This is a genomic window from Pectobacterium sp. IFB5596, from assembly GCF_021432585.1.
GTDB lineage: Bacteria > Pseudomonadota > Gammaproteobacteria > Enterobacterales > Enterobacteriaceae > Pectobacterium > Pectobacterium punjabense.
Genome location: NZ_LXFY01000012.1, coordinates 278,223 through 291,987, shown reverse-complemented (window position 1 = coordinate 291,987; position 13,765 = coordinate 278,223). Strand labels below are relative to the sequence as shown.

Here is a 13,765-nt window from a genome sequence, read left to right as displayed (position 1 = left end):
TCTTAAGACTTCGCGGGTTCTGCTGACGCTTGCGGCGCCTGCTGATTTTCTGGAGCGACTTCTTGAGTTTTCACCTGTGCACCGGGTCTGATTTTTTGCAGACCGGTGACAATAACGCGATCGCCCGCTTTCAAGCCTTCGGTAACCAACCATTTGTCACCAACTGCTTTACTGGTTTTAAGCGTGCGAGGTTCCACTTTATCGCCTTCTCCCACCACCATCGCAGTAGCCTGACCACGTGGGTCGCGGGTGACGCCTTGCTGTGGTACTAATAAGGCGGTCGGATTAACGCCGGAATCGAGGCGAGCACGCACAAACATGCCGGGCAGCAGGTTATGCTGTGGGTTCGGGAAAATGGCACGCAGCGTGATGGAACCTGTGGTTTCATCTACCGTAACATCAGAAAATTCCAATGTACCCGCCTCTGCATATTCAGTACCGTTTTCCAACAGCAGACGCACATTCGCTTTACCTTGATTCTGCTTCAGCGTGCCGTTTTCCAGTTCTTTTTTCAGTTGCAAGAAATCATTACTGGATTGGGTGACATCAACATAGATCGGATCAAGCTGTTGCACGGTCGTTAATGCTGCCGTTTGCCCGGTTCCTACTAATGCCCCTTCTGTTACCGTTGATCTTCCTACACGGCCTTCGATCGGCGAATTAACTTTGGTGTAAGCCAGATTGATTTGCGCGGTATCCACTGCTGCTTTGGCAGCCAGAACGGCAGCATCAGCCTGACGGGACGTGGCGACAGCCTGATCGTAATCCTGCTTGCTGACGTAGTTGGTGCCCAGCAGTGGCTTATAGCGATTAACCGTCAGACGGGCAATTTCTGCCTGAGCCTGAGCCTGAGCGAGTGAACCTTTGGCGCTGTTGTAATTTGCCTGATAGGTCGCAGGATCGATCTGATACAGCGATGCGCCCGCTTTAACGTCCGACCCTTCAACGAAGTTGCGTTTTAGGATAATTCCGCCAACCTGTGGGCGAACCTCAGCAATGCGGTAAGCACTTGTGCGGCCCGGCAGCTCGGTCATGACATTCAGTGCTTCCGTTTTTAACGTGACAATACCCACTTCAGGCATCTGCTGCTGCGCGCCACCTTGCTGATTATTGCCGCTATCACATCCTGCGAGCATTAAGCCGCCAGAAAGCATCAGAACTGCCGCCAGAGGCGTTAGCCTTCTGTTTTTGTTCATAGATAAACCTCAAGTGTCCGATTTGAAATTGACCAATGGATCACAAGCCCAAAAACCCATTGCTGCTATAGTCTTATGTTCATGCTATGTTACATACATACTTGAATGTATGTAAATCTCACTTTCCTTCAAATACAGCGTTATGGCACGAAAAACCAAATTATCATGGCACGAAAAACCAAAAAACAGGCTCAGGAAACCCGACAACAGATACTGGATACCGCGTTAAGAGTGTTCTCTGAGCATGGCGTGTCTGCGACTTCATTGTCCGACATTGCGACTGCTGCTGGTGTGACCCGCGGTGCTATTTATTGGCATTTTAAAAACAAAGCCGAAATTTTTGACGGAATCTGGGCGTTGGCTGAGTCAAAAATAGATGAGTTTAAAATAGAGTATCAGACAAAATTTCCTGATAATCCACTCTGCGTGATGCGTGAATTGTTGATTTATATGCTGCGTTTAACAGTTAGCGATACGCACTGGCGCTCGATTATGGAAATCGCATTTCACAAATGTGAGTTTGTCGGTGAAATGTTGCAATCGTATAATGCGCGCAAAGAGCTTTATCTTTCCTGCTATGTTGATATTGAAGAAAACCTGATTGAGTGCATTCGTCTGGGCATGTTGCCGATGGACATTTATCCCCGCCGTGCTGCGATTGCGCTGCGTGCCTATTTTTCCGGTGTGATGGAAAACTGGCTATTTATGCCGGAAAGTTTCGATCTCGATCAGGAAGCCCCGGCGCTGGTGGATGCGTTTATCGATATGCTGCATTTTAGCCCAGCGCTACGTAAACCTGCGGCTTAACCTGGCTTACAAATTTTACCATTAAGCACCGGAATTATTCTTTTTGGGCAGAAGATTTCACACTGTTTTCTTCTTGCTGGCATTTTTTCTCAAAATCGGCACGCACAATCTCCAGCGCAGCCAGTGCGATACGCGGTTCGATCTGGTTTTCTTCCAGCAGCATAATCAAATCGACCGCCAGCTTGACTTCAGGTGGGGCGTTTTCAAGTGACATGAATCAATTCCTCTTTTTTCTCTGCGAAGCCGCTGCGCTATAGCCCTTGCTCCCGGCGTTCTATCTGACGTTCTAGCCGTGACAGCGCCTGACGACAGCGTGCCAGTCGTCCTTCCAGCGCCGCCAGCTCTTTTTGCAGCCGCTGTTGCTCGCTGAAAAGCGTTTGGGTGATGAGCAGACTTTCTCTATCCTGAATCATGGAAAGCAAACGGCGTTCATAGTCCTGATGTTCCGCTAGCTTGTGATACACATCTTCATCTGGCTGTGGCGTAGTGCGTTGCTCCTGTCTGCGTAGTGACTGCGTCGCCAGCTCACGCTGCAAGGCGGCTATCTGGCTGACCAGCTTTTCAGCCAGAAATGCTACGCGATCGGTGCGCTGCTCTGCGACCAGCTGTTTTATTGTATGCAGATTTTGTTCAACCTCGGCGCGATAATCACGCAGTCGGGTGCCGTAACTGCTAAAGAGTTGACGATCAAAGCGTGATTGCGGCACCGCTTTATCCGCCAGCGGTTCCAGCTCTTTCGACAGCGAATTAATTTGTTGCTCAAGCGCCTGCAGCAATTGATGCGTGTTCACTTTTTTCCCTTACGATTAAGGTCAATGATTCAGCCAGCTTACTCCGGCGTGATATGTCAGCATGGTAAGTTATACGACGCCTTGTGGCCTGCATGAGGATATCTTAACTAATCCATCGGGCAAGGTGGTGATAAAGTGTGATGTTAGTTGTAGCGGACAAAGCGTAAAGGTGAATATGTATCGCGTGTTGCTGATTATACTGGGGTGGGTTTCTGTTGTGCTGGCAACGTTGGGTGTCGTGTTGCCTTTATTACCGACCACGCCTTTCTTGTTACTGGCGGCCTGGTGCTTTGCCCGTTCGTCCCCGCGTTTCCATGACTGGCTACTGTACCGTTCCTGGTTTGGCAGCTATCTGCGCCATTGGCAACAACATCGGGCATTGCCGCCGGGAGCAAAATGGAAGGCTGTCACCATGATTCTGTTAACGTTCGCGCTTTCGCTCTGGCTGGTTAAACTGGTTTGGGTCAGGATTTTGCTGTTGGTGATTTTGGCAATGTTGTTGACCTTCATGCTTCGTTTACCTGTGGTTGATCCAGAACAACAAATGCAAGGCGTGAATCCGAAAAGATAGCGTAAGCGGCGGTCTCTGTGACAAGAATACAAAAAATACCCACCCAGAGTGCGGATAGTTGCATTTGTCCGCCACTTTGACTAGATTTGAGCGTTTTCGTGCGCGGGTCGCCATTCTCCTCTTTGTCATAATGCTTATTCATCACATCATGCGATGGTGAAAGCCTTGTGGCGACCGGCATTTGTATGTTTAGAACGTTTTATCAGGCACAACTATGATGACCGTAACAGCGCAGCAGCAGGCAGAATTAATTAAAAACAGTATCAAAAGCATCCCCGACTATCCAAAGCCGGGCATACTGTTCCGTGATGTCACCAGCCTGCTGGAAGATCCCGTAGCCTATGCGGCCAGTATTGAGATGCTGGCGAACCGTTACCGCAACACCGGTGTGACGAAGGTTGTCGGTACGGAAGCGCGTGGTTTTCTGTTTGGCGCACCGGTTGCTCTGGCGCTGGGCGTGGGTTTTGTTCCCGTGCGCAAACCGGGCAAACTGCCACGCCCGACGATCGGTGAAAGCTATGAGCTGGAGTACGGTTCAGATACGCTGGAAATTCATGCAGATGCGATCTCCGCAGGGGATAATGTGCTGGTGATCGACGATCTGCTGGCAACGGGGGGAACGCTCGAAGCCACGGTGAAATTGATCCGTCGTCTGGGTGGCACGGTGAATGATGCCGCTTTTATCATTAACTTGTTCGATCTGGGTGGTGAGCAACGTCTGACCGAGATGGGCGTAACCTGCTATAGCCTGGTTGACTTCCCCGGACATTAATCATAACAGTCTCGCCGATAGCGGCGTGGCTGTGTTAGCATGATCGCCTCAATAACTCGACTGTTGCGGTATTGATGAGCTATCAGGTTCTTGCCCGTAAGTGGCGTCCTCAAACCTTTACCCATGTTGTCGGTCAGGAACATGTCCTGACCGCGTTGGCTAACGGCCTTTCTCTAGGCAGAATCCATCACGCTTATTTGTTTTCTGGCACTCGTGGTGTTGGGAAGACGACAATTGCCCGTTTGCTGGCAAAAGGGCTGAATTGCGAACAGGGCGTGACGGCAACGCCGTGCGGCCAGTGTGATAACTGCCGAGAAATCGAACAGGGTCGTTTTGTCGATCTAATCGAAATCGATGCCGCGTCTCGCACAAAAGTAGAAGATACACGCGATCTGCTGGATAACGTGCAATATGCCCCAGCGCGTGGGCGATTCAAGGTGTACCTGATTGACGAAGTACACATGCTATCTCGTCACAGCTTTAATGCGCTGCTGAAAACGTTGGAGGAACCCCCTCCACACGTCAAATTTTTGCTAGCGACCACCGATCCGCAGAAACTGCCGGTGACCATTTTGTCGCGCTGCCTGCAATTTCACCTCAAAGCGCTGGATGTCGAACAGATTCGCGCGCATTTGGAACAGGTATTACAGGCGGAAAATCTGGTCAGTGAACCACGAGCATTGCAACTCTTGGCGCGCGCTGCCGATGGTAGCTTGCGTGATGCTCTGAGTTTGACCGATCAGGCGATTGCCATGGGGCAGGGGCAGGTCACGACCGTTTCCGTCAGCCAAATGCTCGGTACGTTGGACGACGAGCAACCGCTAGCGCTTATCGAAGCGCTGGCGAAAGGCGATGGCGCACAGGTGATGTCGCTGTTAGATCAGGTTGCGGCACGCGGTGTGGACTGGGAGTCGCTGCTGGTGGAAACCCAGACGCTGTTACACCGTATTGCGATGGTTCAACTGCTGCCAGCAGCGCTAGGCGATGATTACGCTGCTGTTGAAGCGCGTATGCGAGAGTTGGCCCGTGTGCTACCGCCTGCGGACGTGCAGCTTTACTATCAGACGATACTCATTGGCCGCAAAGAACTGCCTTTTGCGCCCGATCGCCGGATGGGCGTGGAAATGACGTTGCTGAGAGCGTTGGCGTTTCATCCCAGTCAGATAATTGCCGAACCTGTTGCACCAATAAGCGTCGCGCCAGTTCAGGCTACGCGAGTGCCTTCTATTCAGCCTCCTGTGCAACAGCCCGTAGCTACAGCATCGGCGACGGTTCGTGTGCCAGTGTCGCAACACGCTGAATCTCATAACGACGTGCTACCGTCGTCTTATTCTCCCGAACCGCCGATGGATGTCTCCGCGTATGCACCGCCGTTAGGGGAACTGACGGCTTCGGCCAGCGCCGCGGAGCAGCATGGTGAGAGCGAACTGCCTGATGCGACGTCTCAACTGCTACAGGCTCGCAGCCAGCTACTGAGAAAGCAGGGGAGTACGCCACCAAAAAAGGCTGAACCGGCAGCGTCTGACAACACGCGGCCGGCAACTTCAGCGCTGGAGCGATTGGCTTCGGTAACTGAGCGTAGCATTCAACGGCAAAACGCGAAAACCTCGCCTTCCGAACCCAAAAAACCGGAAGCGTATCGTTGGCGGGCGCAAAACAAGGTTGATGAGGTGAAGGCCGATGTGGCGACGCCAAAGGCACTGCGTTCGGCCTTAGAGCACGAAAAGACGCCGGAGCTGGCGGCACGGCTGGCGGAAGAGTCGCTGGAGCGGGATGCCTGGGCGGCGGAAATCCATCGCCTGACGTTGCCAAAGCTGGTACAACAGCTGGCGCTTAATGCGTTTAAAGAGAGTGAGGAAGCAGGTAAAGTCCATCTGCATCTGCGTTCATCCCAGCGGCATCTGAATTCGCCTGCGGCGCAAAAGACGCTGATAGATGCATTGACGGCCCACTACGGGCATCCTGTAGAATTACTGATTACTGAAGACGACAACCCGGCGGTGCGGACGCCGCTGGAGTGGCGTCAGGCTATCTATGAAGAGAAGCTGGCGCAGGCGCGTCAGTCGATCCTGGCCGATACGACGATTCAAACGCTGCGGCGTTTCTTTGATGCGGAACTGGACGAAGAAAGTATCCGCCCTGTTTAACCGCTGCGAGTGCGCAGCCCGACGTGATAGAGAGAAAACTATGTTTGGTAAAGGTGGAATTGGCAACCTGATGAAGCAAGCCCAGCAGATGCAGGAAAAAATGCAGCAGATGCAGGAAGAGGTGGCGAATCTGGAAGTCACGGGTGAATCAGGTGCCGGTCTGGTGAAAATCACAATTAACGGTGCGCATAACTGCCGTCGCGTTGAAATCGATCCAAGTCTGATGGAAGACGACAAAGAGATGCTGGAAGATCTGATCGCTGCGGCGTTCAACGATGCTGCGCGTCGCATCGCTGAAACGCAGAAAGAGAAGATGGCAGCGGTTTCCAGCGGTATGCAATTGCCGCCGGGCTTCAAGATGCCGTTCTAATGCAGACCAGTCCGCTTCTTGAATCATTGATGGAAGCGCTGCGCTGCCTGCCGGGCGTTGGACCCAAATCGGCGCAGCGCATGGCGTTTCAACTACTGCAACGTAACCGCAGCGGTGGTATGCGTCTGGCGCAGGCGTTGACGCGGGCGATGTCCGAAATCGGCCACTGTAGCGATTGTCGGACATTCACCGAGCAGGACGTTTGTGCGATTTGCTCGAACCCGCGTCGCCAGCAAAATGGGCAGATTTGCGTGGTAGAAAGCCCGGCTGATATTCATGCGATTGAACAGACGGGGCAGTTTGCTGGCCGTTACTTTGTGCTGATGGGACATTTGTCGCCGCTGGATGGCATCGGCCCAGACGATATCGGTTTGGGGCGGTTGGAAGAGCGCCTGCAAGTGGAATCGATCAGCGAAGTCATTCTGGCTACCAACCCGACGGTAGAAGGTGATGCTACGGCGAACTATATCGCTGAACTCTGCGCGCAACATGGCGTGATGGCCAGCCGCATTGCACACGGTGTTCCCGTTGGCGGTGAGCTGGAAATGGTCGATGGCACAACGCTTTCTCATTCGCTCGCAGGTCGTCAGCCTTTCCGGTTTTAATCTGTCGGCTGTCAGCGTCATTCTCTGACAGCCGCGTCTTCTTTTCTTCTCCCACCATTTTCTTGAACCGCTGAAATTTACCCCTTGAAATCATCCTGATTTATCCCCATCTGGTACTTATCGTCAGTTTAATCAGCCTGAATAATATTAGGATTGAGGTAAGCAACAATGAGTATGAAAGGCCAAGAAACTCGCGGGTTCCAGTCCGAAGTTAAGCAACTCCTGCATTTGATGATCCATTCGCTTTATTCCAACAAAGAAATTTTTCTGCGTGAATTGATCTCCAACTCCTCCGATGCGGCGGACAAATTGCGCTTTCGCGCGCTGTCTACCCCTGAACTGTACGCAGGCGATGGCGATTTGCGCGTGCGAGTGTCTACCGATAAAGAAAAACGGACCCTGACGATTTCTGACAACGGTATCGGCATGAGCCGTGATGAGGTGATTGATAACCTTGGTACGATTGCGAAGTCTGGTACCAAGGCCTTTCTGGAATCCATGGGTTCAGAGCAGGTTAAAGATAGCCAACTGATTGGTCAGTTCGGTGTGGGCTTTTACTCCGCGTTCATTGTTGCGGATAAAGTGACCGTGCGTACCCGTGCTGCGGGCGCGAATGCCGATCAGGGCGTGTATTGGGAATCTGCCGGTGAAGGCGATTACACTATTGCCGATATCACCAAAGACGATCGCGGTACGGAAATCACGCTGCACCTGCGCGAAGGTGAAGACGAGTTTCTGGATGATTGGCGTGTGCGTTCCGTCATCAGTAAATATTCCGACCATATCGCGCTGCCGGTAGAAATCGAATCCCGGACAGAAAGTGAAGAAGAAGGCGGTGAGTCCACCGTTAGCTGGGAAAAGATTAACAAGGCACAAGCTTTGTGGACGCGCAGTAAATCTGAAGTCAGCGATGATGAGTACAACGAATTTTATAAGCACATCTCCCATGACTTTACCGATCCACTGAGCTGGAGCCACAATCGTGTGGAAGGTAAGCAGGAATATACCAGCCTGCTGTACATCCCAGCGCGTGCACCGTGGGATATGTGGAATCGTGATCATAAACACGGTCTGAAACTGTACGTTCAGCGCGTCTTTATTATGGATGACGCCGAGCAGTTCATGCCGAATTACCTGCGTTTTGTGCGCGGCCTGATTGATTCCAACGATCTGCCGTTGAACGTTTCCCGTGAGATTTTGCAGGACAGTCGTGTGACGCAGAACCTGCGTAATGCACTGACTAAACGCGTGCTGCAAATGCTGGATAAACTGGCGAAAGACGACGCGGAAAAATACCAGACGTTCTGGCAACAGTTTGGCCTGGTGCTGAAAGAAGGCCCGGCGGAAGACGGCAGTAACCGTGAAGCGATCGCGAAATTACTGCGTTTTGCTACCACGCAATCTGACAGTTCTGCGCAGACGGTATCGCTGGAAGATTACGTCAGTCGAATGGTAGAAGGTCAGGACAAGATCTACTACATCACCGCAGACAGCTATGCTGCGGCGAAGGGCAGCCCACATCTGGAGCTATTCCGTAAGAAAGGCATCGAGGTATTGCTGTTGTCCGAGCGTATTGACGAATGGATGATGAGCTACCTGACCGAGTTTGACGGTAAATCCTTCCAGTCTGTCAGCAAGGCGGATGATGCGCTGGATAAACTGGCTGATGAAGAAAACGATGCGCAGAAAGAAGCACAAAAAGCGCTGGAGCCGTTTGTTGAGCGTGTGAAAACGCTGTTGGGTGAGCGTGTTAAAGACGTGCGTTTCACGTACCGTTTGACCGACACGCCTGCGATTGTCGTGACGGATGCGGACGAGATGAGCACACAGATGGCAAAACTGTTCGCAGCGGCGGGCCAGCAAGCACCGGAAGTGAAGTACATCTTTGAACTGAACCCGGAGCATGCGTTAATTAAACGTGCAGCCGACGTTTCTGATGAAGCTGAATTTGGCGAGTGGGTTGAGCTGCTGCTTGATCAGGCGTTGCTGGCCGAACGTGGCACGTTGGACGATCCGAATCTGTTCATCCGCCGTATGAATCAGCTGTTAAGTGCCTGATAGTGATGCCCTTCAGATCCCGGTGCCAACCGGGATCTTCCCCGACTTTTACGCTTCCTTCCTCTGACGAGGGTTTATTCGTCTACACTAAATGGCAACATTGGGCAGGCGGCAAACCGTATTTTTAGGTATCTGGCTTTTTTTCATCTGCCTATACATTGCTGAAGCGAGCCCGTTCCTTGAGCATAAGCGTCTGGAATGGTATGGTTTAGCGTTTTTCAAATTTATTTTATAAATATTACATAGCAAGGGGATTTACGCGATGCGTATTATTCTGCTGGGCGCTCCGGGCGCAGGCAAAGGTACTCAGGCTCAATTCATCATGGAAAAATACGGTATTCCGCAGATTTCCACGGGTGACATGCTGCGTGCTGCGGTAAAAGCGGGTACTGAATTGGGCAAACAGGCTAAAGAAATCATGGACGCGGGTAAACTCGTCACTGATGAACTGGTCATTGCTCTGGTTAAAGAACGCATCGCCCAGGACGATTGCCGTAATGGTTTTCTGCTGGATGGCTTCCCACGCACTATTCCACAAGCTGATGCGATGAAAGACGCTGGTATCGATGTGGATTACGTTATCGAATTCGCCGTTCCTGACGAACTGATCATCGATCGTATCGTTGGCCGTCGCGTGCATGCGGCATCCGGTCGTGTCTATCATGTAAAATTCAATCCGCCTAAAGTTGAAGGCAAAGATGACGTGACAGGCGAAGATCTGAGCATTCGTAAGGACGATCAGGAAGATACCGTGCGTAAACGTCTGGTTGAGTACCATCAGCAGACTGCACCGTTAGTTTCTTACTATCAAAAAGAAGCTGATGCGGGTAATACGCGCTACTTCAAAGTAGAAGGTACGCGTAAAGTGGAAGAAGTTCGCGCAGAGCTGGAAACTATTCTGGGCTAATTTTTCTAGTGAACTGAGTTCCACCCTCTGAATGCCAGATAATCGTCTGGCATTTTTTCGTTCTGAAACCCTCTCTTGTTTATTTTCCTCTATTAGTAGCATTGGTATTACCCCTGTTATCTACCCGTATTTGTTTAGCTTTTTTTCGCTACAATATACCCGTCATACTTCAAGCTGCATGTTCGTTGGCAATACTCGGCACATATCTGGGCCTCGCCCTGAAGGGTCGCCGCAAGCGGCGTTCAAATTGGCTAAGCCAATTTGTCTTTGCTCACCCCAGTCACTTACTTGTGTAAGCTCCTGGGGATTCGTGCGGTTGCCGCCTGCCTGCAACTCGAATTATTTAGGGTATAGACACTTGATGTTACGCACTGGCGGGCTGAAAGAAAGCTTGCTTCTCCACAAAAGGAAGACGGCGATGAAACAAGAGAAATACGGCGTGCTGATGGTGAACTTAGGAACACCCGATGCCCCAACGCCGCAGGCGGTAAGACGTTATCTGGCTGAGTTTCTGAGCGATAGACGTGTGGTGGATACGCCGCGTTTGCTCTGGTGGCCTCTGCTGCGCGGCATCATACTACCAACTCGCTCACCGCGAGTGGCAAAGCTCTATCAATCGGTCTGGATGGAAGGGGGATCGCCGCTGTTGGTGATTAGCCGCCGACAGCAGCAGGCACTGGCTGCACGTATGCCAGAAACGCCCGTTGAGCTGGGAATGAGCTATGGTTCACCCAGCCTGCGTTCAGCGCTGGATAAGTTACTGGCGCAAGGTGTAACGCAACTGGTGGTCTTGCCGATGTATCCGCAATATTCCTGCTCAACGACTGCCGCCGTGTGGGATGGGCTAGCTGCGCAACTGCGTGATAATCGTCAACTGCCTGCGATTCGCTTTATCCGTGATTACGCTGAACATCCTGCCTATATTGCGGCGTTGAAACACCGTGTTGAGCAGTCTTTTGCTGAACATGGCGAACCGGACAGATTGGTTATTTCCTATCACGGTATACCTGTGCGTTATGCAAACGAAGGGGACGACTATCCGCAGCGCTGTCGGGCGACGACAGAGGCACTGATTGCTGCGCTGGGGCTGCCGGAAGGAAAAATAATGATGACCTTCCAGTCGCGTTTTGGTCGTGAACCCTGGCTGACGCCGTATACGGATGAAACCATGCAGGGGTTGCCTGCGCAGGGCGTTAAACATATTCAGATTATGTGCCCGGGTTTTGCTGCTGACTGCCTGGAAACGTTGGAAGAAATTCAGGAACAGAACCGTGAAATCTTCCTGCACGCAGGTGGAGAGGCTTTCCACTACATTCCTGCGCTCAATGATGATCCGCTGCATATCGATCTGCTGGAACAGTTAGTCGGAAAAAATGGGTAAGATGGTGTCTGTTTGGTGGTGCTTGACGATATCGCGTCTGCATCTGAGAGCATAAAAAAATGGCGGACATAATGTGTCCGCCATTTTTTGTATTCAGTAGTATATAGCTACTTAGATAGGACACGCCTGAGGTGCTGGTGGAATTTCATCCAGCTTCAAGAGTGTAATCATACTGTTGGCGATTTCCCGCTCTCCCATTACCACCTCGTTCGCTCCGTGCTCGGTAATGTAGCTGACTTCATCGTCATAGTGCGCACGCGCGATAATCTCCAGATCGGCGCGCTTCTCACGGGCTGCTGCGACGATTTCCCCGGCTTCATAGCCGTTTGGAATCGTCAGTAATAGCCAACGAGCACAGTCGAGACGAGCAATATCCATAATTTCAGGTTTGGTGGCATTACCCAATACGGCCTTGATTCCTTGTTCACGCAGTGCATCGACACGTGTGCGTGAATTCTCAATGACTACTACGGGAATTCCAGCCTGATGCAACTTGGCACCAATAAGACTACCGACGCGGCCATAGCCGACCAGTAGCGCGTGGTTGCACATATCGACAGGAATCTGTTTCTCTTCCTCAATCGCTTCTTCCACAATTTGCTCTTCTATTGTTTCGTTCTTCGCCAGATAGCGTTCAAGCAGCGTAAACAGGAGCGGGTTTATCATGATGGAGAGAATGGCACCAGCCAGTACCAGATTTCGTCCTTCTTCAGACAACAGCCCTAACACAATGCCGAGCCCGGCCAAAATAAAGGCAAATTCACCGATCTGCGCCAGACTGGCGGAAATCGTTAATGCCGTCCGTTTTGAGTGACCAAAGAGACGAACCAGCACGAAAGCGGCCGCTGACTTACCGAACACAATGATTGCCAGTGTGATCAGCACGGAAATGGGGTCGTTCAGTAGGATCATCGGATCAAACAGCATTCCGACGGAAACGAAGAACAGTACAGCGAAGGCATCGCGTAGCGGCAAGGTATCGTGCGCTGCCCGCTGGCTGAGTTCTGATTCGTTCAATACCACGCCAGCGAAGAATGCACCTAGAGCAAAGGAGACATCAAACAGTTTCACTGCGCCAAAGGCAATACCCAATGCCATCGCTAACACTGCCAGCGTGAAAAGCTCGCGTGATCCGGTGCTGGCGCTTTTTGCCAACACCCAGGGCACCAGACGGCGGCCTACTACAATCATCAGGGTGATAAACGCAATGACTTTACCGATGGTCCAGGCTAAGTCAGCCAGCAGTTTGCTGGTATCGGCATGTTCAGATCCGATCATGTCGCCGAAGGCGGGCAGCAGGACTAGCGTAAGCACCATAGCCAGATCTTCTACGATCAGCCAACCGATGGCGATTTGACCACGTTGGCTATCAATAAGCTGACGTTCTTCCAACGCACGTAGCAGAACCACGGTACTGGCGGTAGACAGACAGAGGCCAAAAACCAGGCCGCTCGCCAGGTTCCAGCCCAGCATAGTGGACAACCCCATTCCAAGCAGCGTTGCCACAGCTATCTGGGCTATTGCACCGGGAATGGCGATGGACTTTACCGCCATCAGGTCTTTCAGAGAGAAGTGCAGGCCGACGCCAAACATCAGCAGGATTACGCCGAGTTCAGCCAGTTCTGATGCCAGTGACGTATCGGCGACGAAGCCGGGGGTAAAAGGACCGACAAGTACGCCTGCGGCAAGGTAACCAACAAGGGGAGAGATGCGCAGGCGGTTTGCCAGAATGCCAAGAAGGAAGGCAAGAACCAGCCCCCCGGCGATAGTAGAAATTAGCGGTGTTGCAGCATGCATCCCAACTCCTTGTGCCATAGGTGAAACGTAATTGAGCGGATTTACCCTTCTTGTCTTGAAGCTGCAACGTAGTTAGCAGTACTTACGCATCCTTATCACTTTTATTATATGTATCGAAAAGTGTATTGGGAGGCGTTCGTTTGCTGTCTACCTGCAACGCCAATTATTCTGGGTATACATAAATTCTATTGCATGTAGAGAAATGTTGCTTGGATAAAAGTGGTATTTTATGAAAAATATCAGTTTCTCCAGCTAAAGATAGTGTAACACAGATTTAGTGATGGTTTCTGGCGATAAGCATTGATAAACATGCGTAATTATTCTGATAGCGTGATGTTCTTGACTGTAATGCCTCACTGCTTT

At 51.5% G+C, this 13,765-nt stretch carries 13 protein-coding genes; 9 read left to right on the top strand and 4 right to left on the bottom strand.

Features of this window, described 5'->3' with window-relative positions:
* Positions 1–2: 2 nt before the first annotated feature.
* The gene (locus tag A6301_RS11090; protein ID WP_107168391.1) at positions 3–1,196 is read right to left on the bottom strand and encodes an efflux RND transporter periplasmic adaptor subunit; all 1,194 of its coding nucleotides are present in this window, start codon (positions 1,194–1,196) and stop codon (positions 3–5) included.
* 165 nt (positions 1,197–1,361) lie between these two features.
* On the opposite strand from A6301_RS11090, the gene acrR reads away from it, so the two are divergent.
* On the top strand, positions 1,362–2,003 hold the full coding sequence (gene acrR, locus A6301_RS11085) for a multidrug efflux transporter transcriptional repressor AcrR (protein ID WP_107168400.1): 642 nt from the start codon (positions 1,362–1,364) through the stop codon (positions 2,001–2,003).
* Positions 2,004–2,037: 34 nt separating this feature from the next.
* On the opposite strand, the gene rsmS is transcribed toward acrR, so the two are convergent.
* Positions 2,038–2,217: a pleiotropic regulatory protein RsmS gene (gene rsmS, locus A6301_RS11080; RefSeq protein WP_234257785.1), complete on the bottom strand. Its 180-nt coding sequence runs from the start codon at positions 2,215–2,217 to the stop codon at positions 2,038–2,040.
* A 37-nt stretch (positions 2,218–2,254) separates the two neighbouring features.
* Positions 2,255–2,794 carry a primosomal replication protein PriC gene (gene priC / locus A6301_RS11075; protein ID WP_234257784.1) on the bottom strand — a complete coding sequence of 180 codons (540 nt, stop codon included), beginning with the start codon at positions 2,792–2,794 and terminating at the stop codon, positions 2,255–2,257.
* 175 nt (positions 2,795–2,969) lie between these two features.
* Between priC and A6301_RS11070 the strand changes: the two genes are divergently transcribed.
* The 8 genes from A6301_RS11070 to hemH all read left to right on the top strand — a co-directional run bounded on the left by A6301_RS11070 (position 2,970) and on the right by hemH (position 11,605).
* Entirely contained in the window at positions 2,970–3,365 is a 396-nt protein-coding gene (locus tag A6301_RS11070) for a DUF454 family protein (protein WP_107168388.1), read from the top strand.
* Positions 3,366–3,582: 217 nt separating this feature from the next.
* On the top strand, positions 3,583–4,137 hold the full coding sequence (gene apt, locus A6301_RS11065; RefSeq protein WP_005976108.1) for an adenine phosphoribosyltransferase: 555 nt from the start codon (positions 3,583–3,585) through the stop codon (positions 4,135–4,137).
* 74 nt (positions 4,138–4,211) lie between these two features.
* On the top strand, positions 4,212–6,284 hold the full coding sequence (dnaX, locus tag A6301_RS11060; RefSeq protein ID WP_234257783.1) for a DNA polymerase III subunit gamma/tau: 2,073 nt from the start codon (positions 4,212–4,214) through the stop codon (positions 6,282–6,284).
* 40 nt (positions 6,285–6,324) lie between these two features.
* Positions 6,325–6,654 carry a YbaB/EbfC family nucleoid-associated protein gene (locus tag A6301_RS11055; RefSeq protein WP_010286242.1) on the top strand — a complete coding sequence of 110 codons (330 nt, stop codon included), beginning with the start codon at positions 6,325–6,327 and terminating at the stop codon, positions 6,652–6,654.
* Positions 6,654–7,259 (top strand): recombination mediator RecR, encoded by a 606-nt coding sequence (recR, locus tag A6301_RS11050; protein WP_014914551.1) that lies wholly within the window; start codon positions 6,654–6,656, stop codon positions 7,257–7,259. Before A6301_RS11055 ends, recR begins: the two co-directional genes overlap by 1 nt.
* A 174-nt stretch (positions 7,260–7,433) precedes the next feature.
* Positions 7,434–9,317 carry a molecular chaperone HtpG gene (htpG, locus tag A6301_RS11045; RefSeq protein WP_234257894.1) on the top strand — a complete coding sequence of 628 codons (1,884 nt, stop codon included), beginning with the start codon at positions 7,434–7,436 and terminating at the stop codon, positions 9,315–9,317.
* A gap of 262 nt (positions 9,318–9,579) precedes the next feature.
* Entirely contained in the window at positions 9,580–10,224 is a 645-nt protein-coding gene (gene adk, locus A6301_RS11040; protein WP_205541528.1) for an adenylate kinase, read from the top strand.
* A gap of 418 nt (positions 10,225–10,642) precedes the next feature.
* The gene (hemH, locus tag A6301_RS11035) at positions 10,643–11,605 is read left to right on the top strand and encodes a ferrochelatase (protein ID WP_234257782.1); all 963 of its coding nucleotides are present in this window, start codon (positions 10,643–10,645) and stop codon (positions 11,603–11,605) included.
* A 111-nt stretch (positions 11,606–11,716) separates the two neighbouring features.
* On the opposite strand, the gene ybaL is transcribed toward hemH, so the two are convergent.
* Positions 11,717–13,402, bottom strand: coding sequence for a YbaL family putative K(+) efflux transporter (gene ybaL / locus A6301_RS11030; RefSeq protein ID WP_107168383.1), 1,686 nt, complete (start codon positions 13,400–13,402; stop codon positions 11,717–11,719).
* Between the last annotated feature and the right edge of the window lie 363 nt (positions 13,403–13,765).